Below are 20,976 nucleotides of genomic sequence, written 5' to 3' on the forward strand. Positions count from 1 at the left end.
TTCTTCTGCCTGTTTGATTGCAGACTATCGGACTGGGTGCGGCATTAAAGATATGCGGTACCCAGTTTAAGATCATTCCTGGTCTCCTGTCTTTGACAGCGTTGTCGGTACTGGCTTGCGCAAAGCAAGGTTTTTGAAATTTACTGCAAGGTCATTGTTGATGTCCGAATACCTTCTGGAAATGCGAAATATCGGTAAAGAGTTCAACGGCGTGAAGGCGCTCGATGGCATTTACCTGAAAGTGCGCGCGGGAGAATGTGTCGGGCTGTGCGGCGAGAACGGTGCAGGCAAGTCCACACTGATGAAAGTGCTTTCAGGGGTCTATCCCTATGGCACGTGGACCGGCCAGATTTTCTGGGAAGGCAAGGAACTCAAAGCCACTGGCATTCGTGATACGGAAGCTGCTGGCATCGTCATTATCCATCAGGAACTGATGATGGTTCCCCATCTTTCGGTGGCTGAAAACATTTTTCTGGGGTCTGAGCCCACCACTGGCGGCTTCATTGATTATGACCAGATGAATGCGCGTGCGGCAGAGCTGCTTGCACGGCTCAAGATTAACGACATCAATGTTGCTTTGCCCGTTTATCATTATTCCGGTGGCAAGCAGCAATTGATTGAGATTGCGAAAGCGATCAACAAAAACGCAAAACTTCTGATCCTGGACGAACCGACATCGGCGCTGACTGCTTCTGAAACGCGCGTGCTGCTTGATCTGATCAAAGACTTCAAACAACAGGGCATGGCTTGTGTTTACATTTCTCACAAGCTTGATGAAGTGGCGGAAATTTCGGACACCGTTACAGTTATTCGCGATGGCGCACATATTGCGACACGCCCCATGGCCGAGCTTACAACGCCAGACATTATCACCATGATGGTGGGACGCGAGATGAAAAACCTCTTTCCGCGTGAGCCCCATGACATTGGTGAGGTGGTGTTTGAAGCACAGAATATCAGTTGCTGGGACGTGACCAATCCCGAGCGCAAGGTGGTTGATAATGTTTCCTTCGCTCTGAGACGAGGCGAGATTTTGGGTATTGCGGGCCTTGTCGGGGCAGGGCGCACCGAGCTGGTCTCAAGTCTGTTCGGCGTCTGGCCGGGTGCGCATGAAGGAAAGGTTTTCCTCGAAGGGAGGGAAATCAAAATCAAAACTCCGCGGGATGCGGTGCGCCAGGGCATTTGCATGGTGCCGGAAGACCGCAAACGCGACGGAATTCTTCCGATCATGCCTGTCGGTCATAATATGACGATTTCCGTGCTTGAGCGGTTTTCGCTGCGCGCTTTGATAGACAAGGAGGCGGAGCTTGCAACAATTCAGCGCGAAATTCTGCGCCTTAAAGTGAAGACGGCTGATCCGATGCTGGAAATTGCTTCGCTGTCGGGTGGCAATCAGCAGAAAGCAGTGCTTTCAAAAATGATGTTGCCTGATCCTAAGGTTCTCATTCTTGATGAGCCAACACGCGGCGTTGATGTTGGTGCAAAATACGAAATTTATAAACTTATATTCGAGCTCGCCAAACAGGGCGTATCCATTTTGATGGTTTCATCCGAAATGCCGGAGGTGCTTGGCATCAGTGATCGTGTTCTCGTGATTGGCGAGGGCAAATTGCGCGGCGATTTCCCGAATGAAAATCTCACCCAGGAGAAGGTTCTTGCCGCTGCAATTGGCAAGCCTGCAACCAATGCGGCCTAGTTTTTATAAGTCTAATTCCGCAGTCAATCTAACCGGTGCATGACATGACGTTGACAGGCAAAAGCCTCAGAAAATTTCTCGCAGAATACAAGATCGTGGCGCTTCTTATCGTTGTTGCGCTGATTTGGGCATTCTTTGCTATCATGACTTACGACCCGGAAATGGGGCGGTCGCAGTTTCTGACGGCGCGTAATTTCTCCAATCTTCTACGGCAGATGGCGATTACCGGGATGCTGGCCTCCGCCATGGTGTTTGTCATTGTAGCGGGTGAAATCGACCTCTCTGTCGGGGCTATGCTAGGCTTGCTGGGCGGTATCGCAGCCGTGCTCGATGTGGTTTATGGCTGGCCATTATGGGCAACAATCAGCACCGTGCTGGTTCTGGGCGTGATTTTGGGCGGCTTTAATGGATGGCTGACGGCTTATCTCGGCATTCCGTCCTTTATCGTTACGCTCGGCGGACAATTGGTTTTCCGCGGCATCGTGCTCGGCATTATGGGCGGTGTAACGATTGCGCCGATCTCATCAGATTTCAAATATCTGGGGCAGGGTTATCTGCCGGAATGGTTTGGGAATGTCTGTGCGATGGCTTTGTTCGCCGTGCTTATATTGATCACGCTGCGGACGCGCGCCAGCAAGCGAAAGCACAATCTGCAAACGCTGTCACCGGCAATGGAGATTGCACGCCTGATCGGTACAGGTATCCTGATCCTTGGTTTCATTCTGGTGCTCAACAGCTATCAGGGCGTTCCATTTCCGGTTCTGGTGTTGCTGGTCATTCTGGGTGTTTTCACAATCATTTCGCGACAGACGGTTTTTGGCCGGCATATTTATGCGGTTGGCTCAAATCTCGAAGCAACGCGCTTCTCCGGCGTTAATGTGAATTTTGTCAAAATGGCTGTGTTTGCGCTGATGGGGCTGATGGCGGCTGTCGCAGGGCTGACCACAACAGCGCGTCTTGCAGCCGGTACGCCATCGGCGGGTTTCGGTGGCGAACTTGATGCGATTGCATCGTGCTTTATCGGCGGTACATCCATGCGTGGTGGCGTGGGATCAGTCATTGGTGCGCTGGTCGGTGCGCTCATCATGTCGAGCCTCGACAACGGCATGTCGATGCTCGGCGTTGATACATTCTGGCAGCAGATCATCAAAGGCAGCATTCTGGTGCTGGCCGTCTATCTTGACATTGTATCGTCAGGCACGCGTCGCGCCTGACGGAGCGGGGGTAAGCGGCGCATGGAAGCTGGAATTGATAAGTTCTGCTTCCAATCAAAGACCTGAGAGCGCCGATCTGATCGGATCGGCGCTCTCAGCGTTAAACACAGAGTTTTTCTTCCCTGCTTTCGCCGGTCAGGCTTCTGGAGAGTATCCGAATGTCACGGCAGGGTTTTCCGCCGTTTCAACCCAGATGCTCTTTGCTTGCGTGTAAGCCATCAACGCATCCTTGCCACTGGAGCGGCCATAACCGCTGCGCCCAAAGCCGCCGAACGGGGACATAACAGAAATGGTCTTATAGCCGTTGATCCAGAACGTACCGGCACGCACATTTGCAGCAACGCGATGCGCGCGTGCAACATTTTCGGTCCATACCGCGCCCGCAAGACCATACGGATTATCATTGGCAAGCGCGACGGCTTCGGCTTCGTCATCAAATGGCATAACAGCCACGACAGGGCCGAAGACTTCTTCCTTTGCGATATTCATTGCAGGATCAACCTGATCGAGAATTGTCGGCGCATAATAATATCCGCCGGTTTCTTCAAGTGCTTCCGGCTTCTTGCCGCCCGCTGCCAATACGGCCCCATCTGCAACACCGTCGCGAACCATCTGGTCGATCTTTGACCATTGCTTTGCATTGTTGATCGGACCGATATGTGAATTATCATCATAAGGATCGCCGACAACGATGCGGTTTGCTGCATTGGCATAGCGCTCAACAAATTCCTGATGGATCGAACGATGCACGAGCAAGCGCGAACCAGAGACGCAGCTTTGTCCTGCACCACTGAAGATAGCCGATTGTGCACCGATAATCGCACGCTCGATATTTGCATCTGGAAACACGATGTTCCCGGATTTGCCGCCAAGCTCAAGAATACAGGGAACCACGTTCTTTGCAGCAGAAGCAGCAATGGCCGAACCGGCCTGAGCCGAACCGACAAAGACCACAAGTCCGGTTCGCGGATGCGAAATCGCAGCTTGCCCCGCTGTTGGCCCATTGCCCGCGATTACATTGACCAAACCGCGCGGTGCACCGCCCTGTTCACACATCAGGCCAAGGATAAGCGTGGACAGCGGTGTGAGTTCTGATGGTTTAATGACGACGGCATTTCCTGCGCAGATAGCAGGCGCGATCTGCCAGCCACCGGTAAACAATGGCGCATTCCATGGGGTGATTTGCGTCACAACGCCGATTGGTTCGTGTCGTGTATAGTTAAGGTGGCTGCTCGGCACAGGAATAACATCGCCGTAAAGCTTATCGCACCAGCCTGCATAATATTCGAACATTTCGGCAACGCGAACAGCCTCACCGCGAATATCGCGAATGGGGCGTCCGGCAGAGCGGCTTTCGATTTCCGCAATGCGCTGCGCATGTTCGCGGATATGCCGGGCAATCTCGTTCATCACGCGACCGCGACCGGAAGCCGTCAGAGCCATCCATTCCTTTTGCGCGCGCGCAGCACTCTCCATTGCGGCATCAATAACCGATTGATCTGCATCTCTGTAAGATGCAAAGACTTTGCCCGTCGCCGGATCAGTCAGGTTCTGCTCAGCGCCATTTCCAGTGATAATCTCACCATTCACAAAGCTACCGATCTCACCTGCGGGAAAGAAGCTTTTAAAAAGTTCCGCTATGCGTTCGGACTGTGCGTTTTTATCTACACTTTGCGTCATTGTTTCGCTCACTCTTTGGATGAATCGGGTTGAAAAGCACCCATGCGGGTGAAATCATCGCTGTCTTGGAGATGTTCTGCATTGGCCCAGAGTTTTGCGACCACTGACGTGAGAGGCGTATCCGCGCCGGTGCGCTCGGCCATTTCCTGAGCGAGGCGAACGTCTTTGCGCATCAACCCCATCGAAAAGCCGCTGTCGAAACGATCATTCATAACCCATGTCGGAAAATGGACCTCGCTGATCATGGACTTACCGGACGCCGCGTTCAAAACGCGCAATGCAGCCTCTGGGCTAATTCCGGCAGCAAGAGCCAGTTTCAGGCCTTCGCTGGTCGTGACCATGTGAGCGGCAGCAAGCAGATTATTGACAAGTTTCGCAACATTGCCAGCACCACTTGGTCCAACATGCAGCGCTTTGGCCGCCATCGATTCAATAACCGGCTGCGCAAGCGCCAGATCGGCATCACTGCCACCGATCATCATCGTCAGTTTTCCGGAAGCCGCACCAGCCGGTCCGCCACTGACAGGCGCATCAAGGAAGCCATGGCCGAGGGCATCAAGTTTTTGCGCTAAAGCGCGGCTGACATCCGGCTCAGACGTCGATGTGTCGATAATAACGACCCGTTTGCGATCTTGAGACAATTGATGGAGTTGTGCATTAACAACCGCTTCAACATCACGGGCAGTTGGCAGAGAGAAAACCAGAAAATCTGCTTTTTCAAACAAAATATCGAGTGTGTCTGCGGGCGTTACATCTGCCTTTTGCGCCAATGCTTTGCGCTCATTTGACAAATCGAAGCCGAGGGTAGGAAAGCCTTTTGCCGCCAGTGTTTGCGCCATACCCAGCCCCATGCTGCCGAGGCCAACAACACCGACAATTGGTTTTTCCTGTTGCGACATTCCACATCTCCATTGTTTTGCGAACAGACCCGCGTCCACCGCATTTTGAATGAAGAAAAGCTCGCATCAAAGCGTGCAAACGCATAGTCGGCCCGGCAACAACGTTGTGTCCCACGTGGTGCAACAGTCCCTTAAAGAACTTATACAAAGGTGCTAAGACGCTGGTGTATCACGCCTTGAAAATGCTCAATCGTCACACGGTTTTAACCAGGGCTCTATGAGCCATGCTTTCCGATCCTCGGTATTACCTGAACGCAGCCATATTATTGGCAAGAAAGCCACTCAGTCTTTCGACAGAAAGCGGCAAGCGGCGGCGTGCTCTCACCAGCAGATGCGCACTTGCTTCCGCAAGTAGCGGATCGGACAGCTCTCTTACGGCGACTGCGTTGCGCGCCAATTCTGTGGAGACAGCGAAACGAGGCAGAAACGATATGCCAAGGCCAGCAATTACAAAACGCCGCAAGACATCGATCGATGTCGTCTCGACGAGTGGCGAAATAACGAAACCCCGGTCTGCAGCAACACGCGTAACAAGCTGTGTAATGCCATGCCCCGGCGCCAGCAGCGCGTTGGCTATGCCCGCACAGTCCGCCAGTTCCAGCTTGGCTTTCGTCAATAAAGCATGGTGCGGGGGCGTCACCACGCACAGCGATTGTTTTGAAATCGCCAGCGAGCGAACGCGTGCGTCCATCAGAGGGTTGTAAGCAATCCCGATATCGGCATCTCCATTGGCAATGCCGTCCAACACTGTTTGTGTCCCGCCCAGTTGTAGGTCGTATTGCACATCGGGGTAGATTTTGACGAAGGAACCGAGGCCATATTGAAGAACATCGGCAAGAAAGCCCTCACCGCATAAGATACGGACACGCCTTTGCTGCACGCCCTTGAGAAAGCCGAGTTGCTCAGTCAGCAAACTGTGCTCTTCAAGAACGCGCCTGCTGTGTTCCAGAACAAGTTCACCTGCCTCTGTCAAAGTCATGCCACGCGCCGTGCGTTCAAACAGAGGCAAACCGATATTGCGCTCTGTTTCAGCAATCTGGCGGCTGACAACCGATGGCGCAACGCGCACATGCTCGGCTGCGGCACGGATAGACCCGAACCGCACAACAGCCATGAACATGCGTAACTCTTTAGCGTCCAGTGTTTCCATGATCGTTTGTTGCTGAGAAGGCACCGCTAATCAATATGTATTGCGTATATTGCAACGCAAAACTCAAGCTGGTGCCAGCTCGCTTGCAACAAGTTTGATCCAGAAATTGGCACCAATGGGCAAAAGGGCGTCGTTGAAGTCATAATAAGGTGAGTGCAGCCCCGGATTGGAGCCATCGCGTCGGCTGCCCAGCCAGAAATAGCAACCGGGCTTTTCCTGCAACATAAACGCAAAATCTTCCGCGGCCATGCTTGGCGCCACATCCAAAACATTCAGACCGAGGTCGGGTGCAGCGGCCAGCGCACGAATCTTGCGTGCATTTTCTGCCGTATTGATCGTTGAAGGATAGCGCTCCTCATAATCCACACGTGCTGTGCAGCCAAAAGCTTCTGCAACCGAAGCAGACAAATTCTGCATACGACGTGCGATGATCTGGCCGACTTCAGGCAGAAACCAGCGTGTTGTTCCGCGTATGATCATCGTCTCAGGGATGACATTCCAGGCATCGCCGCCATGCATCTGTGTAACGGATACAACTGCCGATTCCAGTGGCGACACATTGCGGCTGGCGATAGTCTGTAGAGCGGTGACCAATTGCGCCGCCGCCACCACCGGATCGGCTCCTTCATGCGGCATTGCCCCGTGAGCGCCTTTGCCCTTCAGTTCAATCTCGAAAGTACCGAAAGCCGCCATCATTGCATCGTCGCGGGCTACACATGTGCCCACATCGAGTGCTGGCCAGTTATGCATGCCATAAACTGCATCGACCGGAAAATCTCTGAACAGACCTTCCTGCACCATTTCCCGACCGCCACCTTCATTTTCTTCCGCCGGCTGGAATATGAAGTGAACCGTTCCGTCAAAGTCGAGCTTACTAACCGCTTTCGCCGCCGCAAGAGCCATGGTGACGTGTCCGTCATGGCCGCAGGCATGCATTTTGCCGGAAGTCTCTGACACATAGGCAACGCCACTCTTTTCGACGATTGGCAAAGCATCCATATCGGCCCGAATGCCAATCGCACGTGGTGATGAACCGCGTTTAAGGCTGCCGATGACACCCGTTTTCGCATAACCGGTTCGAACATCATAACCCCACAGCCGAAGTTTCTCGGCAATGAATGTTGATGTCCGTTTTTCCTCAAATGCGAGTTCCGGATGTCGATGCAGATCGTGCCGCCATGCTGTGGCTTCCGAAATATCGGCTTCACTCAAAACAGCAGCCATATTTGAACGCTCCCAATAGATTGCTGACGGGTCCTGTGACCGGACCCGCCGGAGAACAATTTAGCCCATGATACGCAACATCAGATCGGCCACAACAACCGAACCAAGATAGGTACCGATCATCACGCATATAGCGACGATGACGATTTTCCAACCGGAGCGACGGGCAATTTCAAATTCATTCCGCGTCAGTGCCAGACCACCATAGGCCAGCGCCGGTGTTGCGAGCGCCAGAAAGTTAAGCTCACCCACCTTGGCCAAAACGAATTCTGATCCGGGAACGCCGGGGATCGTAATGATAATAGCGATAAGCGAAACCCAAGCCACACTTGGCAGATAAAACGGCATGTAGCGCGCCATAATCAGGCCACCAAGAGATGCCGCATAAAGCACTGCCATACCCGGCAAAGCCTGCACAGGCGTGACACCTGTGCCAACCCAGTTGGCAATCAGACCCAGAAAGCAAGCAATGATGAGAAGCAGCGCATTCTCAAGAATATCGATTTTGCGTTCGTCTGTGCTCTCGACAGACAAGGTCAATGTATCGACTTTGTTTTTTACTGATTGTGAAGTCATCGATCTCTCCCCTTATGCAGCGTTACGGTATTCTTCGGGACGGCACTTTTTATAAAGCCATTCAGTCAGCGGCAGAGCCACAAACAGACCGACATAAAGTCCCGTTGCATAAGTGAGAATGTTACTGGCCGCAGCGAGCGCAAGAATGAGATCCTGTTGTTCGGGGATAACACTCACCAAACCGCCCGTACAGGCAGCAAGCATACTGCCAGAGCCCACGCCACACGACATGGCCAAAGCACGGACATCGAACACGCCCAGACTGTGCACCAATGGCGGCATAATTGCGAATACGAATGTACCGATAAGAGTTCCTGTCGCGTAAACACCCATGACACCTGCCCCTTCAGGGCTGTCGAGGCCATATTTATCCGCGATCAGTGCCAGATTGGGTTCACGATCAATCGAGTAGGTCGCCCCAATCGTCTCACGTCCCATGCGCAGCACGAAGACGGCAATCGGAAAGGCGATGGCGATTGTTCCCAGATTGCCTATTTCTTGCAAAATCAGTGCCGGTCCGGTTGCAATAATATTATCAATCTGTGGACCGACTGTTGTGCCAAATTTTGCAATGAATGGCATAATGGCGATGGTAATCATCGTGCCTGATAGCTTGATAGAATCAGATTTGAGGACTTTTCCAGTCGCTTTCAGGATATGTGGATTGAGAATCACACCGAGCGCAAACGCGTAAAGCATTGGCAGAAAGATAACCGCGCCAATGCCGATGGATATTTTACGAATGCCAATCAGCTCTGAAATACAGATGATAAGCAGGACGAATACGTGCAGCCAGATATGGCGCATCGCAAATACGTTATTCCCCTTCACGCGGGCCTCCTTGTTTTTGTCTTACCGCTGCCTAACAGTATGATCAGTTTAAAAGCAAGCACCAGACTGACATGCGCGAACGGAGCGTTGCTTTGCCAGCAACAGAACAAGCGATCAGGAGGTGGTCAGGAGATTTACGTTTTACGTTTTGCCGGGGCCGCTTCACGAGCGAATCAATTCTGGCGTTGTGCGCGTGGTATGGTGACAAAAAGCTGAATAATTATGGTCGCATCGGAGGGAAATTAGGCCCTAATGTTTATAATCACCGCCAGCGCATCTGTTTACAACTCCACATTAGTGCCAAGTGTGAAACACAATCTCAGTACAATGAAGAGGGATTTTTGCAGCCGCCGGCCAAAGCTTTCATTTGGGTGATCTTCGACGCATCCAGGCCGTCGTATTTTGTTCGCCGCTTGTAGAATGAAGGATTGTTCATCCCATGTTCGCGGCATAAATCGGGCACTGGAACACAACCTACTGCTTGGCTCAGGATGGGAAGAATTTGCGGTTCGTAAAATCCCTTGTTTTCCTGCTCTCAGAACGCTGGAAACTCGGCGCAGCGCGCCGGTTCTTTAAAGCGTAAATGCTGTTGGAGTAAAACAAGGGTCGATAAGATTATGCTTCGCGTAAAGGGGGCGAGCGTCGGCATTGAAGTGTCTTATATTATCCGCAGAAGCCAGTTCGTCAATGACAACCGCTCGTCATCGCAGATCTTTGCGAAACGCGCAGCATAGGTGCATCAAAAGATAACAAGTCAGTCTTTAGCCTACCGAGAAAGCTCCGAAAAAACTTTCTCTCAGCTTATTGATTTGTCAGTGCTGCGAACTGAGCACAATGATCGGCAATTGAAGTTCCTGTACCATCGGCTATGTCCTGCATTGAGGTGCGATTTTCCCCGTCGAAGCTGTAGCCCTGTTCGCCTGCGCTTTCATATTGATCACCTTGTGCCGCATCTGCGGGGGCGGGGAGCATCGTGATCATTTTTTCATAAGCTGTAACAACATCATTGGAGATGTGACCTTCTGTGGCGCAATATTTGATCAAGCCAAGTTGGTTACGCGATGAATTAAATAAGAGTTGGGTGTCATCGGCAAATGCCGACGATGAAGCGATAATGAGCGGCATGGAAAGCAAGATTGAGAATGATCGGTTACGCATGGAAATGGGACCTTAAATAAATTGATATTGATTTCTAGGAACGGGAAGAACTACTGGCTCTCTTTGTTTTTTTTCATCATCCGACCGAGCGTTACCTGTGATTTATACTGTGCGCAAACCGTCTTCACATCGACGTCATTGGCTGCTGCCAGATCACTCAAGGATTGTTCGTCACCTTGTAGATAAGAAATGCCCTCACGCCCCTTCTGCTCGTGCACGTCAGCTTCAGCCGAGCTTTCAACCTCACCAAAAATTTCTTCAGTGCCAACATGAAAAAATTCTTCGGAATCGGGTTCGAGAAACCCTAGGTTGCTGCAATATGCGACAATTCCCTGATCATTTCGCCTTTCCAAATAGGCCGGGTCGGCATTGGCCTGCGCCAAGGCCGTTACAGAAGATAGCATCATGATTGTTAATACAGGAAATGCAAGATATACAGTTTTACGCATCTATTCAGACCGCCTTGATATTTTATATTTATATTGCGGGCTCAATTACACTTAATATTGCGAGCGCGCGAGGTTCGATATCTTCGACATTCGTATAAGGCTTCCAATTAATCGTCAGTACGCCATCTTCCATCTTCACACCATCTTTATAATTGCTTGAAGGTGCGCTTGTCTCATCATAGCGGATGGTGATGGATTTCAACCCGTCTTTGAGAGCCGTTCTGCCGATATCTGTTGCAGTGATTGTTCCAATCGCTTGGAGTATCGGATCAATGATTGGTTTACGCAAATAGTCATCGCTTGCGTATGAATCTGCAAGGCCTGGTAGGGCTAGACTTTTGGTATCCAGATTGATGGTGACCGGAAAGCCAGCTAAGTCCTGAATTTCCAGTTGGTATTTTGGCCAGATATCGGTTGCATAAGTAGCAATGGCGCGGCGCTCAGCGAGCCCCAGGTTCTCAGCAAGTGCTGCAGCAGGTGCCGATGAACAGAAAATGCCAATCAGTGCCACATAAAACAATTTTTTCAAGACGTGCTCTTTCCGAGTTTATCAGGAAATATCGGAGGCTTTTCAGCCGATTGAGTCACGTTTGGTATCACTCTGTCCGCAATTTGGAACCATCCAATTATGATGTGTAGCTCAGACCAATTTATTTGGGAGCATTTCCAATGTTCAAATCAAAACAGCAAAAACTGCTATTTTTCAGCAGCTTACTATTGCGGGTTTCGATTTGATTCGAGCTTTAAGTTGCGCTCTGCGTTTCAGCGCTTCGTATCGACGATGTCATCGGCCGGGCAAATGGCTTCTTCTTTGGTTTAGGCAACAAACCTTCACGCTGAGCCTTTTTCTTTGCTTCTTTTTTCGCTCGACCTATTGCAGCTTCTTTTTCGCGAATTCGTCTTTCGGACGGCTTCTCATAAGCGCGACGGGCCTTCATTTCGCGAAACACACCTTCGCGCTGCAATTTCTTTTTCAAAACACGTAGGGCTTGATCGACGTTATTATCTCTGACTAGAACTTGCAAAGTATCTCCTCTCTATTGTTTTTTATACAGAATGATCACGGGCTATTCTTGCAGCCCTCAAACGATCGGTCTTGGCGGCGATAGCGGATCTCTCCTCGTTGAGAATAGCTTGAGCTGCCAGATCCGTTCGCGATTTCTGTGCTTCAAGGCGTGAAGGCATTGGCTTGAACAGCGTATCTTTTGTAAGTTCTGTTATCATTTTTTTTCTTCCGATTTGCGTGAATATCTATAGCGACCGCGTTCGGCTTTTAGAGCAACCGCCCGCACTTCTTCTCAAAACATTTGAAAGTTTTGCCCACTCTCCCGACAAAACGGGGCGCTCTGCGCTGACATTTGATGTCGATGCCTGTTTTACAGGCGTAACATCAAGTTTTCGTATAGTGGGAATGAAGTTATACGCATGATCAATTTGAGTTTTCATGATGCCTCCCAGGTGAAATATTTCCTCGTCTGAAAAAGATCAAATAAAAAAGGGTAGAGTGTCCACCCGACCCCTCAAGTTTTAACTTCTTTCAACAGTGCCAGTACATCCGTGGTCAAAGGAAAGAAGAAAAAATATTTAAGCAGCCTGCAGGTTGCAAGCCGACATTTTGCCGGACTTCATGTCCCGCTCCATATCGTAGCCAATCTTCTGGCCTTCGACGATTTCGCGCATTCCGGCGCGCTCGACGGCAGAGATATGAACGAAGGCATCAGCGCCGCCGTTGTCAGGCTGAATGAAGCCGAAGCCTTTTGTGGAATTGAACCATTTAACTGTGCCAGTGGTCATAATGAACCCTTTCATAGCAGTATAGAGGATGGCACGCTGTTGCGTGCGCAAAGTGATAACGATTTTTAAAAGGGGGTTCGTTCAGGGCACGGTGCTAAACGTGCAATAAGCAAAACTCATCAAGAAAATATCGATGTATTTTTAATAATATTTTTTTGATTAATTGTCAAATTATATTTTAATAATATTCTGTTTGGGCGCTATTTTTGAATTTTATTTTATAATCTATCGTCGATAATATTTATGAAGTTAAGTCAGGCGAGCTCTCTCCTTATCGGAGAGCCCACCCAAAAGATAAGTTGTTCATTTATGGCGTGCCATATGCAGCGGTATTGTTCGGCAATGGTGCGACGTTCATGCCATGATTTGGAATGACACCTGACATAAAATTCTGCAGAACAAGTTGCGACTGTTGAAAGAGCGGGCCGGATAGCGGCTTCATTTTGAAGGTCACATAACTGGCTTTGGACATCATCTGTCTGAGGATGCGATTGCTCATATGGAAATCAACGTGGTGAATATTGGAAGGCATGCAGCCCTCCTTTCAGATTGTGGGTAAGGACAAGCTGGTCCCTGTCAGCAAGCCTTGATAAAAATGAATGGGCCCGCAGCTTGAGGGTCAGCTTTTATGGGCCAAATAGCAAGGAAACAATTGAGGTCACTTAAAGGCGGACAATTAGTTGCCCATAGGAGCCCTCAGAGGTGGCCCGGTGCGTCAAAGCAGTTTCGGATTTCTTTTGGGGGTAAAACTTTCGACGCAGCAAGGTGCTTTGCCCTTTGTTATCTGAATTTGAGCCTCAATGTTTAAACAATATATTTGATTATAATAATCGCCAGCGAGACAGTGATTGCACCGCCGATACGCGTCGCAATCTGCGCGAAAGGCATGAGCGTCATACGGTTTGCAGCAGTAAGGATGGCGATGTCCCCTGTGCCGCCTTGACCGCTATGACAGCCGACCACGATCGCGGTGTCGATCGGATACATTTTAACCAATCGGGCGGTGAAAAAGCCGGTCGCGATAAGGGAAAACACCGTAGCGAATACCGTTATGACGGTTGGGAGGGTAAACACAGCAACAAATTCTGCCCACGGCGTAAAGGCGACGCCCATAGCAAACAGCAGTGGCCAGGTGACAATGGTTGAGAAGAACTTGTAGACATCGCGGCTTCCGCTTTCGATGCTCGGCTCAAACACGCGGCCGATCTTGGCGGCAACAACCAGAAACAGCATGCAGATGGGTGCGGGAAATTCCGTCAATTTTTGAATGAAGACGCCGAGAAGGTATAAGCTGACAATCGTGACGCCCGCCGCTGCGATTTCGGTTATGTCGGCTGATTTTGAATTTTCAGTGTTTTGGGAAGCCACATTTGCCTTGCCCGGTTGAAGCTGTCCTTCGCCGGTCAGGTGGGGCAATCGCTTGCCCAACAGATTGAGAAGTCCGCATAGCAGGACGGCTGTGAAGCTCCCAAGCATGACAATGGGTATGATCTGAGCAAAAAGCACATCTTGTGATTGATGAAGGATGAGTGAGTATCCGAGAGACAAGGGGATTGCGCCTTCTCCCAAGCCTCCCGCCATAATTGGAACGACGATGAAAAACAGACTGTGCGTGGCGGTGAATCCCATCGTCATGCCCGTCAAGGTGCCGACGATCATAGCAACGATCGACCCGGCGGCAAGGGGAATGAATACCTTGATGAAACCTGCCAACAGGACCTGACGGTCCATGCTGATGATGCTGCCGACGATAATTGCTGAAATATATAGATAGAGAAAATTCGACTGTTTGCTGAATGTCGTCACGGATTCTGCAACCGACGCCGGTATCCAACCATAGAACACTGCAGCCGAAGGGACAACAAATGCCATGATTGCGGCACCGCCCATCAGCCCGAGGATTCGCACACGCTTGCCCAATTCCATAAAGAAGAAGCCGCCAATCGCCAGAATGCCGATCGACATCGTCAAATCAGAGGGCACCTTACCGATTGATACGAAGCCAACGACCAGAAGCGCGATAAGCAGATAAACAGGAAGCGGAACGATGCCTATGCGAATGCGCTGTGCAAGCCAGAAGCTTTCACGCCAATCTGCGCTACAAGTTTTATGCTCGGTCTGTTCACGATGAGCCATGCTTCCTCCTTCACGCTATTGTTTTAAATTTCAATAACTTTGGTGCTGAAATAAAATAAGATCTGCATTGACGGTGCGCGTAATTGCGCCCTGTCGCTGGAAATTTGTCGGATGCGTATTTCGTTGTTTTATTTATAAGTATAATTTATAAATAATGGTGGTTATAGCAATTTTTATTTAACTTGTATTTAGTATTGAATGCAATTTTATTTGTTGTAAATTGTGCGCGCCTTGTGCGGGGCGGAGTATAGGATATGAGTTTTAGTTGTACTTTAAGCGGGTTTGGTCAGTTTTCCGGCCGGCCGTAATTATCCGCCGGTTTTTCTCTGACCCTTTCATCGCTGTTTTAAATGCTGCGCAATAGCGCTGCAGTCAGCGGGTGGTATGAAATTTCTTCATTCTTAAATCCTTATTGAGAAAAGGCACGGACTTTCAAAATTGACATCAGTTAGAGCGCAAAAGATAAATTAGTCCAACTCCTGCAATTGAGGGGGAGGATTCAAGCAGCTCTTACAGCCATGTGGCATCGATGTCTGTCATAAGCTAGCGTTGACCGCCTCTCGAACGGGTATAATTTGCGCAGTTGCATAATCGTAAAGTATGGCAATATGGCGTCACAGACAAAAACGCCATTGCACAGCTTCAAAGGCCGAAGACAGTGATCGTGTAGCCGGTCTGTTAAGGTCAGCCGTTTTGGCCGGTGCAAGTTTTGCGGTTAGGAAAGGGGCGATGCCCTATGCGCCGTGCTGCGTTTTTGCATTTGGGATATAACGAAATAAGCGCGATCCTTCCTGTATTTTAGAGCAGTTTTGTTGCGCTCATTGCTGCAAACACATTGACTCTTTTTTCAAAGGGCTTAAAAGCGCAATCGGAAAAGGAGACAATCCCGTGAATGCTTCTCGCGCATCACATAGCCTGTGCGGACGAAATGGCCTCATCGCCATTTTGAGCCCTATGGCATCCGTTTCCAAAACTACCATGGCCACTTGCATTAAAACGACCACCAAAACGGTCTGACCCCTTGGCCTGCTCGCCCTCTCTCCCCGGGTCCGGCCCAGGGAAAAGGCCCGCTGGTCGCGGGTTTTTATGGAAGCGGAGAGGACAGGAGAAGGTAAATGGGTTTTAAAGTTGCAGTCGTCGGCGCCACCGGAAATGTCGGTCGCGAAATGCTCAATATCCTTGAAGAACGCGGTTTTCCGGCTGATGAAGTCGTAGCGCTTGCTTCGCGTCGTAGCCAGGGAACGGAAGTATCCTATGGCGACAAGACGCTGAAGGTAAAAGCGCTCGACCAGTATGACTTTTCCGATACCGACATTTGCCTCATGTCCGCTGGTGGAAATATTTCCAAGGAATGGTCGCCTAAGATCGGTGCGCAGGGCTGTGTCGTTATCGATAATTCGTCCGCATGGCGCTATGACGCCAATGTGCCGCTCATTGTGCCTGAAGTGAACCCGGACGCGATCGAAGGTTTTCGCAAGAAGAACATTATTGCCAACCCGAATTGCTCGACTGCGCAGCTCGTCGTGGCGCTGAAGCCTTTGCACGATGCAGCCAAGATCAAGCGCGTCGTTGTTTCGACCTATCAGTCCGTTTCGGGTGCTGGCAAGGAAGGCATGGATGAGCTGTTCCAGCAGTCGCGCGCGGTGTTTGTTGCTGATCCGGTCACTGCTCAGAAGTTCACCAAGCGGATCGCGTTCAACGTGATCCCGCATATCGATGTCTTTATGGAAGACGGTTACACCAAGGAAGAATGGAAGATGGTGGCCGAAACCAAGAAGATGCTTGATCCAAAGATCAAGCTCACGGCAACGGCCGTTCGTGTGCCTGTGTTCATCGGCCACTCGGAAGCCGTCAACATCGAGTTTGAAAACCCGATTTCGGCGGAAGAAGCACGCGATATTCTGCGCGAAGCGCCAGGCTGTCAGGTTGTCGATAAGCATGAAGACGGCGGTTACATCACGCCGTATGAATCGGCTGGCGAAGATGCAACCTATATCAGCCGTATCCGTGAAGACATCACGGTTGAAAACGGTCTGGCACTGTGGGTTGTTTCCGACAACCTGCGCAAGGGCGCTGCTCTCAACACGATCCAGATCGCCGAACTGCTTGTCGCTCGTGGCCTCATTACGCCAAAGGCACTGGCTGCTTAATCAAGATTGCAGATCGCAAAATAAAGGCGCCGGTTTTCCGGCGCTTTTTCAATTTGAGAGACTGTCTTTGAGATTGTTGCGGACATCAAGCAGCTGTGCTCGAAGATGCTGTAAATCCCCGATGGGTTGACCGAGTGCGCAAAGCACCTGTTCCGGGATGCTTTCAGCTTGTTTGCGCAACGCGCGGCCTTCATCGGTCAGCGTGATGCGAACCTGCCGTTCATCTTGGCTGTCACGGCGGCGCGCAATATGCCCTGCTGCTTCCAGCCTTTTTAAAAGCGGGGTGAGGGTGCCGGAATCGAGATTGAGTTTCGCGCCGATTTCAGAAACCGTGCGGTTATCCTGTTCCCACAAAACAATCATGACCAGAAACTGCGGGTAGGTGAGTTCCAGCTTGCTGAGGATCGGCTGATAGGCGCGCGTCAGCGCATTCGCCGTCGAATAGATCGCAAAACAGACCATGTCCGACAAATTGAGATGAGATTCCTTTGGGTCTTCTTTCATAGCGCAAGCTCCATGGCAGAACTTTATAGGAGGTGGAATTGAATTGCGCATCACATATTTGTGATAATGTATTTTGCAAAATTAGATTGTGAACAATTTAATAATTTGCAATTTTGGTTGCGGAGATACATGAATACGCACCAACGGAGATTTTCAAATGGCTATTCTTTACACCACCCAGTCTACGGCAACCGGTGGACGCACAGGCAGCGCCAAGACCGCTGATGGACGTCTCAGCGTTGTTCTTGACACACCAAAGGAGCTTGGCGGTTCGGGCGGCGAGGGCACTAATCCTGAGCAACTGTTTGCATCTGGTTATGCAGCATGCTTTCTCGGGGCATTGAAATTTGTCGCAGCCAAAGAAAAGGTTTCTGTTTCCGCTGATAGCACAGTGACCGCAACGGTTGGTATTGGTCCGCGTGAAGATGGTACTGGTTTTGGACTGGATGTGGCTCTGGAAGTCGCTCTGCCGGGCGTTGATAAGGCCAGGGCAGAAGAGCTGGTCAATGCCGCGCACATTGTTTGCCCTTATTCACATGCAACGCGCGGCAACATCGATGTCCACCTGAGCGTGGCATAAAGCGCATCCCGAAAAGTGGGAACCGGTTTTCGGAAAAAGATGTGCGGCGAACAAAATTTGCACAAGGCGCCCAGACGGGCGCCTTTGTTTTATTCATTGAGGCAGATCATTCAACGCTTTTAGGGCTGCCTCAACCTGTGCTCGCGTTTCTTCGCTCAATGGCAGAATTGGCCGCGGCGGCTCGATCTTTGCAAGATCAAGCAGATCGGCAATAACATACATCACACGGAAACTGCCATGGGTTTTGAACAGGCTCCAGAGCGGTTCAAATGTCCTATTGATGCGCTCGGCTTCTTCCTGTTTGCCGCTTTGTGCAGCGCGCACCAAGGCTGCAAACTGCTTTGGCAGAAGGCCCGCTGCCACACTGTAGAAAGCATCAGCGCCTGCAAGCAGCGCATTCTTTGCGCCCCAATCGCCGCTATAACCGATGGCGAAATCATCGGGCGTTACAGCGCGCAGTTTCGCGATCTCAGCCGCGTATTTATCATCGGCAGGCAGGGGCATTTTGATTGCCCTGATGTTTTTGAGTTCTGCCAGGCGCGCAATCAGCTCATCCGTGAAAATGAAACGGGTGGTGCCGGGATTGTTGTAGATGCACAAAGGCAGATCAGTCGCTTGTGCAACAGCTTTGAAGTGCTGAAAGCCTTCCTCCTGCGTGAGCGGTGTATAAGACACGGGCGCGAGCAACAGTGCATCAGCACCGGCATCTGCCGCATCGCGGGCAAGCGCTTGCGCTTCATCGGTCCGCAATGCGCCAACGCCCACAATGAGCGGTGTCTTACCACCGATGCATTTCACGGCGGTTCTGACTGTATGTCGGCGTTGTTCTCGTGTGAGGAACGCATAGCCACCGGTGCTTCCCAGCAGGCCGATTGAGTCCGCGCCTGTGTCATGGATGCGGGTGAGAAAAGCGCTGAGCATATCCTCTATGAGATTGCCTGCTGTATCGATTGGGGTGAGAGGGAAAGCGGAGAGACCTTTGAAAATCTTCATTGCGATACTCATACTTCAAGCTGGTCTAGCGTGACAAAAGCAGGCGAATACCAGCAAAGGCAAAGACGGCTGACAGAATGCCTTCGATCCACCGGCGAGCGCGCCGGTATAAACGCACCATGGGCGCGGTTGAAAAGATGATGGCATAGCCACAGAAGATGGTGATGCTTAGGACAATGCAGCCGCTGAGGAAGGCTGCAACCTGTGGCCATGATGAATTTGGTCCAAGGCCAAGCGTTACCAGCGCGATCCATGACAGGATCGACTTGGGATTGGAAAGATGCATCAGCAGTCCGCGCCGATAAAGCTCTCCATCCGAAAGAAGAGCATCGCCATTTATCGTACGTGCTGCAATCTTCTCGTCTGATGCCATGGCCGCGCGTGCTGCTTTGAAAGCAAGATAAAGCAGATAGAGTCCGCCGAAAATTTTTAGAATAATCAGTGCCTCGGCGTAGCGGGTGAGGATTGCCGAAACTCCGGTCGCGGCCATTACGCCCCAGAATATGGAGCCAGTCACAACCCCTGTGGCGAATATCAGCCCCGCTTTTCGACCCTGATTCATGGCTACGCCCATAATGCGCATATTGCTGGGGCCCGGGCTTCCGGCAGCAATAACATAGGTCGTGTAAACGAGCAGAAGCTGGTAGGCAGCCGGAGAAAGGTTCATGATCGTCACTCAGTTTGAACTGAGGCAATCAATAGCATTCTCCGCATGCAATATCTGTATTGCGATTGTATCGAAATCTCACGAAATTGTCACTGTTTTGGTCAGAAATGGCCAAGCTGCGCCATTCATCGCAAATCTGTCATTCTATTCCGCCTGTGCTTCAAGATTTTCCATATCGTCATCCGAAAGGCCGAAATGATGGCCAATTTCATGGATAAGCACATGGGTAATGATGTCGCCGAGCGTCTCTTCATGCTCGGACCAGTAGTCGAGAATAGCGCGGCGGAAAAGTGTGATGCGGTTTGGGGTGTCGCCCGTTTGCAGGCTGAAGCGTTCACCAATGCCCGCGCCCTCGAACAGTCCTAACAGGTCGAAAGGCGTTTCCAGTCCCATATCTTCGACAATCTGTTCTTCGGGGAAGTCAGATATCTGGATAATAATATCGCCGCACAGCGTCCTGAACTCTTGAGGCAGATGCGCAAGAGCTTCAATCGCGATAGATTCGACTTCATCAAGTGACGGCGACAAACGTGCCGCCCAGTCACCGCTTTGATCTTCTCGGGCCATTTCAGCCAATCGTGTCCTATTCACTCGTTCAGGCCACCATGCTTAGACCAGAGGTAGATAGTGATTTGATCATTATGCCCAAGGACGCAATTCAGCGTTTTTCGCCTCGAACGTATCAATGCTTTTAGCCTTTTCCATGGTCAGGCCGATGTCATCAAGACCATTGAGCAGGCAGTGGCGCTTGAAGTCGTCGAGGTCAAAGGAAATCGAACCGCCATCGGGGCCATGGATTTCCTTGGTTTCGAGATCAACAGTCAGCGTTGCATTGGCGCCACGCGACGCGTCGTCCATCAGCTTGTCGAGATCTTCCTGGCTGACCTTGATCGGCAGAATGCCATTCTTGAAGCAATTGTTGTAAAAGATGTCGGCAAACGAGGTTGAGATCACACAGCGGATACCAAAATCAAGCAATGCCCAAGGCGCATGTTCACGCGAAGAGCCACAGCCAAAATTATCGCCTGCGACAAGAATCTGCGCATTGCGATAGCCGGGCTTGTTGAGCACGAAATCCGGATTTTCGGTTCCGTCTTCGTTAAAACGCATTTCGGCAAAAAGCCCCTTGCTCAGACCTGTGCGCTTGATCGTCTTGAGATAATCCTTCGGGATAATCATGTCCGTATCGATATTGACGATCGGCAGGGGGGCTGCAACGCCCGTGAGCTTGGTGAACTTATCCATCTTCCTGACCTGTCGGTTGGGTATTTTAAA

Annotated in this window: 23 protein-coding genes and 1 pseudogene; 4 read left to right on the top strand and 20 right to left on the bottom strand. The window is 50.8% G+C overall.

The window, feature by feature from the left end:
* Positions 1–160: 160 nt before the first annotated feature.
* Complete coding sequence (locus tag OPR82_RS12345; protein WP_265985096.1) at positions 161–1,696, top strand: xylose ABC transporter ATP-binding protein; 1,536 nt, start codon at positions 161–163, stop codon at positions 1,694–1,696.
* A gap of 44 nt (positions 1,697–1,740) precedes the next feature.
* Positions 1,741–2,910, top strand: a complete 1,170-nt coding sequence (locus OPR82_RS12350) for a sugar ABC transporter permease (protein WP_265985097.1) — start codon at positions 1,741–1,743, stop codon at positions 2,908–2,910.
* Positions 2,911–3,045: 135 nt separating this feature from the next.
* Here OPR82_RS12350 and OPR82_RS12355 read toward each other — a convergent pair whose 3' ends face one another.
* The 15 genes and pseudogenes from OPR82_RS12355 to OPR82_RS12425 all read right to left on the bottom strand — a co-directional run bounded on the left by OPR82_RS12355 (position 3,046) and on the right by OPR82_RS12425 (position 14,807).
* On the bottom strand, positions 3,046–4,590 hold the full coding sequence (locus OPR82_RS12355; RefSeq protein ID WP_265985098.1) for an aldehyde dehydrogenase family protein: 1,545 nt from the start codon (positions 4,588–4,590) through the stop codon (positions 3,046–3,048).
* Positions 4,591–4,598: 8 nt separating this feature from the next.
* Positions 4,599–5,489, bottom strand: coding sequence for an NAD(P)-dependent oxidoreductase (locus OPR82_RS12360; RefSeq protein WP_407673257.1), 891 nt, complete (start codon positions 5,487–5,489; stop codon positions 4,599–4,601).
* A gap of 244 nt (positions 5,490–5,733) precedes the next feature.
* Positions 5,734–6,639 carry a LysR family transcriptional regulator gene (locus tag OPR82_RS12365; RefSeq protein WP_265985099.1) on the bottom strand — a complete coding sequence of 302 codons (906 nt, stop codon included), beginning with the start codon at positions 6,637–6,639 and terminating at the stop codon, positions 5,734–5,736.
* Positions 6,640–6,702: 63 nt separating this feature from the next.
* Positions 6,703–7,863: a M20 aminoacylase family protein gene (locus OPR82_RS12370; protein ID WP_265985100.1), complete on the bottom strand. Its 1,161-nt coding sequence runs from the start codon at positions 7,861–7,863 to the stop codon at positions 6,703–6,705.
* A 60-nt stretch (positions 7,864–7,923) separates the two neighbouring features.
* Positions 7,924–8,439, bottom strand: a complete 516-nt coding sequence (locus OPR82_RS12375; RefSeq protein ID WP_265985101.1) for a hypothetical protein — start codon at positions 8,437–8,439, stop codon at positions 7,924–7,926.
* A 12-nt stretch (positions 8,440–8,451) separates the two neighbouring features.
* Positions 8,452–9,246 carry a DUF3100 domain-containing protein gene (locus OPR82_RS12380; RefSeq protein ID WP_323054552.1) on the bottom strand — a complete coding sequence of 265 codons (795 nt, stop codon included), beginning with the start codon at positions 9,244–9,246 and terminating at the stop codon, positions 8,452–8,454.
* 379 nt (positions 9,247–9,625) lie between these two features.
* A pseudogene (locus OPR82_RS12385) lies at positions 9,626–9,772 on the bottom strand (IS3 family transposase); the annotation flags it as partial.
* 299 nt (positions 9,773–10,071) lie between these two features.
* Positions 10,072–10,428, bottom strand: a complete 357-nt coding sequence (locus OPR82_RS12390) for a hypothetical protein (protein ID WP_265985104.1) — start codon at positions 10,426–10,428, stop codon at positions 10,072–10,074.
* Between the two features lie 50 nt (positions 10,429–10,478).
* A complete protein-coding gene (locus tag OPR82_RS12395) occupies positions 10,479–10,877 on the bottom strand; it encodes a hypothetical protein (protein ID WP_265985106.1) in 399 nt (132 codons plus the stop codon).
* A gap of 28 nt (positions 10,878–10,905) precedes the next feature.
* The gene (locus OPR82_RS12400) at positions 10,906–11,406 is read right to left on the bottom strand and encodes a hypothetical protein (protein ID WP_265985108.1); all 501 of its coding nucleotides are present in this window, start codon (positions 11,404–11,406) and stop codon (positions 10,906–10,908) included.
* 214 nt (positions 11,407–11,620) lie between these two features.
* Positions 11,621–11,902, bottom strand: a complete 282-nt coding sequence (gene rpsU / locus OPR82_RS12405) for a 30S ribosomal protein S21 (protein WP_265985109.1) — start codon at positions 11,900–11,902, stop codon at positions 11,621–11,623.
* Positions 11,903–11,924: 22 nt separating this feature from the next.
* The gene (locus OPR82_RS12410) at positions 11,925–12,101 is read right to left on the bottom strand and encodes a hypothetical protein (protein WP_265985110.1); all 177 of its coding nucleotides are present in this window, start codon (positions 12,099–12,101) and stop codon (positions 11,925–11,927) included.
* A gap of 360 nt (positions 12,102–12,461) precedes the next feature.
* Positions 12,462–12,671 carry a cold-shock protein gene (locus OPR82_RS12415; RefSeq protein WP_094507679.1) on the bottom strand — a complete coding sequence of 70 codons (210 nt, stop codon included), beginning with the start codon at positions 12,669–12,671 and terminating at the stop codon, positions 12,462–12,464.
* A 307-nt stretch (positions 12,672–12,978) separates the two neighbouring features.
* Entirely contained in the window at positions 12,979–13,203 is a 225-nt protein-coding gene (locus OPR82_RS12420; RefSeq protein ID WP_265985115.1) for a hypothetical protein, read from the bottom strand.
* Between the two features lie 272 nt (positions 13,204–13,475).
* A complete protein-coding gene (locus OPR82_RS12425; RefSeq protein WP_396996828.1) occupies positions 13,476–14,807 on the bottom strand; it encodes a 2-hydroxycarboxylate transporter family protein in 1,332 nt (443 codons plus the stop codon).
* 1,115 nt (positions 14,808–15,922) lie between these two features.
* Between OPR82_RS12425 and OPR82_RS12430 the strand changes: the two genes are divergently transcribed.
* Positions 15,923–16,957, top strand: a complete 1,035-nt coding sequence (locus tag OPR82_RS12430; protein ID WP_265985116.1) for an aspartate-semialdehyde dehydrogenase — start codon at positions 15,923–15,925, stop codon at positions 16,955–16,957.
* Between the two features lie 48 nt (positions 16,958–17,005).
* Here OPR82_RS12430 and OPR82_RS12435 read toward each other — a convergent pair whose 3' ends face one another.
* Complete coding sequence (locus OPR82_RS12435) at positions 17,006–17,461, bottom strand: MarR family winged helix-turn-helix transcriptional regulator (protein WP_265985117.1); 456 nt, start codon at positions 17,459–17,461, stop codon at positions 17,006–17,008.
* Positions 17,462–17,618: 157 nt separating this feature from the next.
* Between OPR82_RS12435 and OPR82_RS12440 the strand changes: the two genes are divergently transcribed.
* The gene (locus tag OPR82_RS12440) at positions 17,619–18,041 is read left to right on the top strand and encodes an organic hydroperoxide resistance protein (protein WP_265985118.1); all 423 of its coding nucleotides are present in this window, start codon (positions 17,619–17,621) and stop codon (positions 18,039–18,041) included.
* Positions 18,042–18,134: 93 nt separating this feature from the next.
* Here the strand turns inward: OPR82_RS12440 and OPR82_RS12445 are convergent, their stop codons facing one another.
* The 4 genes from OPR82_RS12445 to leuD form a co-directional block, all read right to left on the bottom strand.
* Positions 18,135–19,034: a dihydrodipicolinate synthase family protein gene (locus OPR82_RS12445; RefSeq protein ID WP_396996831.1), complete on the bottom strand. Its 900-nt coding sequence runs from the start codon at positions 19,032–19,034 to the stop codon at positions 18,135–18,137.
* 25 nt (positions 19,035–19,059) lie between these two features.
* Positions 19,060–19,701: a LysE family translocator gene (locus tag OPR82_RS12450; RefSeq protein ID WP_265985120.1), complete on the bottom strand. Its 642-nt coding sequence runs from the start codon at positions 19,699–19,701 to the stop codon at positions 19,060–19,062.
* Positions 19,702–19,845: 144 nt separating this feature from the next.
* Complete coding sequence (locus OPR82_RS12455) at positions 19,846–20,268, bottom strand: metallopeptidase family protein (RefSeq protein ID WP_265985121.1); 423 nt, start codon at positions 20,266–20,268, stop codon at positions 19,846–19,848.
* A 72-nt stretch (positions 20,269–20,340) separates the two neighbouring features.
* Complete coding sequence (gene leuD, locus OPR82_RS12460; protein ID WP_265985122.1) at positions 20,341–20,946, bottom strand: 3-isopropylmalate dehydratase small subunit; 606 nt, start codon at positions 20,944–20,946, stop codon at positions 20,341–20,343.
* Between the last annotated feature and the right edge of the window lie 30 nt (positions 20,947–20,976).

This window comes from Ochrobactrum chromiisoli (genome assembly GCF_026241335.1).
GTDB classification, from domain to species: Bacteria; Pseudomonadota; Alphaproteobacteria; order Rhizobiales; family Rhizobiaceae; genus Brucella; species Brucella chromiisoli.

Coding starts and splice junctions, on each gene's coding strand:
- OPR82_RS12450 (WP_265985120.1), bottom strand. CDS start 19,701: ATGAACCTTTCTCCGGCTGCCTACCAGCTTCTGCTCGTTTACACGACC.
- OPR82_RS12395 (WP_265985106.1), bottom strand. CDS start 10,877: ATGCGTAAAACTGTATATCTTGCATTTCCTGTATTAACAATCATGATG.
- OPR82_RS12375 (WP_265985101.1), bottom strand. CDS start 8,439: ATGACTTCACAATCAGTAAAAAACAAAGTCGATACATTGACCTTGTCT.
- OPR82_RS12380 (WP_323054552.1), bottom strand. CDS start 9,246: ATGCGCCATATCTGGCTGCACGTATTCGTCCTGCTTATCATCTGTATT.
- OPR82_RS12430 (WP_265985116.1), top strand. CDS start 15,923: ATGGGTTTTAAAGTTGCAGTCGTCGGCGCCACCGGAAATGTCGGTCGC.
- OPR82_RS12370 (WP_265985100.1), bottom strand. CDS start 7,863: ATGGCTGCTGTTTTGAGTGAAGCCGATATTTCGGAAGCCACAGCATGG.
- OPR82_RS12410 (WP_265985110.1), bottom strand. CDS start 12,101: ATGATAACAGAACTTACAAAAGATACGCTGTTCAAGCCAATGCCTTCA.
- OPR82_RS12440 (WP_265985118.1), top strand. CDS start 17,619: ATGGCTATTCTTTACACCACCCAGTCTACGGCAACCGGTGGACGCACA.
- OPR82_RS12345 (WP_265985096.1), top strand. CDS start 161: ATGTCCGAATACCTTCTGGAAATGCGAAATATCGGTAAAGAGTTCAAC.
- OPR82_RS12365 (WP_265985099.1), bottom strand. CDS start 6,639: ATGGAAACACTGGACGCTAAAGAGTTACGCATGTTCATGGCTGTTGTG.
- OPR82_RS12425 (WP_396996828.1), bottom strand. CDS start 14,807: ATGGCTCATCGTGAACAGACCGAGCATAAAACTTGTAGCGCAGATTGG.
- OPR82_RS12435 (WP_265985117.1), bottom strand. CDS start 17,461: ATGAAAGAAGACCCAAAGGAATCTCATCTCAATTTGTCGGACATGGTC.
- OPR82_RS12420 (WP_265985115.1), bottom strand. CDS start 13,203: ATGCCTTCCAATATTCACCACGTTGATTTCCATATGAGCAATCGCATC.
- OPR82_RS12445 (WP_396996831.1), bottom strand. CDS start 19,034: ATGAAGATTTTCAAAGGTCTCTCCGCTTTCCCTCTCACCCCAATCGAT.
- leuD (WP_265985122.1), bottom strand. CDS start 20,946: ATGGATAAGTTCACCAAGCTCACGGGCGTTGCAGCCCCCCTGCCGATC.
- OPR82_RS12415 (WP_094507679.1), bottom strand. CDS start 12,671: ATGACCACTGGCACAGTTAAATGGTTCAATTCCACAAAAGGCTTCGGC.
- OPR82_RS12360 (WP_407673257.1), bottom strand. CDS start 5,489: ATGTCGCAACAGGAAAAACCAATTGTCGGTGTTGTTGGCCTCGGCAGC.
- OPR82_RS12350 (WP_265985097.1), top strand. CDS start 1,741: ATGACGTTGACAGGCAAAAGCCTCAGAAAATTTCTCGCAGAATACAAG.
- OPR82_RS12390 (WP_265985104.1), bottom strand. CDS start 10,428: ATGCGTAACCGATCATTCTCAATCTTGCTTTCCATGCCGCTCATTATC.
- OPR82_RS12355 (WP_265985098.1), bottom strand. CDS start 4,590: ATGACGCAAAGTGTAGATAAAAACGCACAGTCCGAACGCATAGCGGAA.
- OPR82_RS12455 (WP_265985121.1), bottom strand. CDS start 20,268: ATGGCCCGAGAAGATCAAAGCGGTGACTGGGCGGCACGTTTGTCGCCG.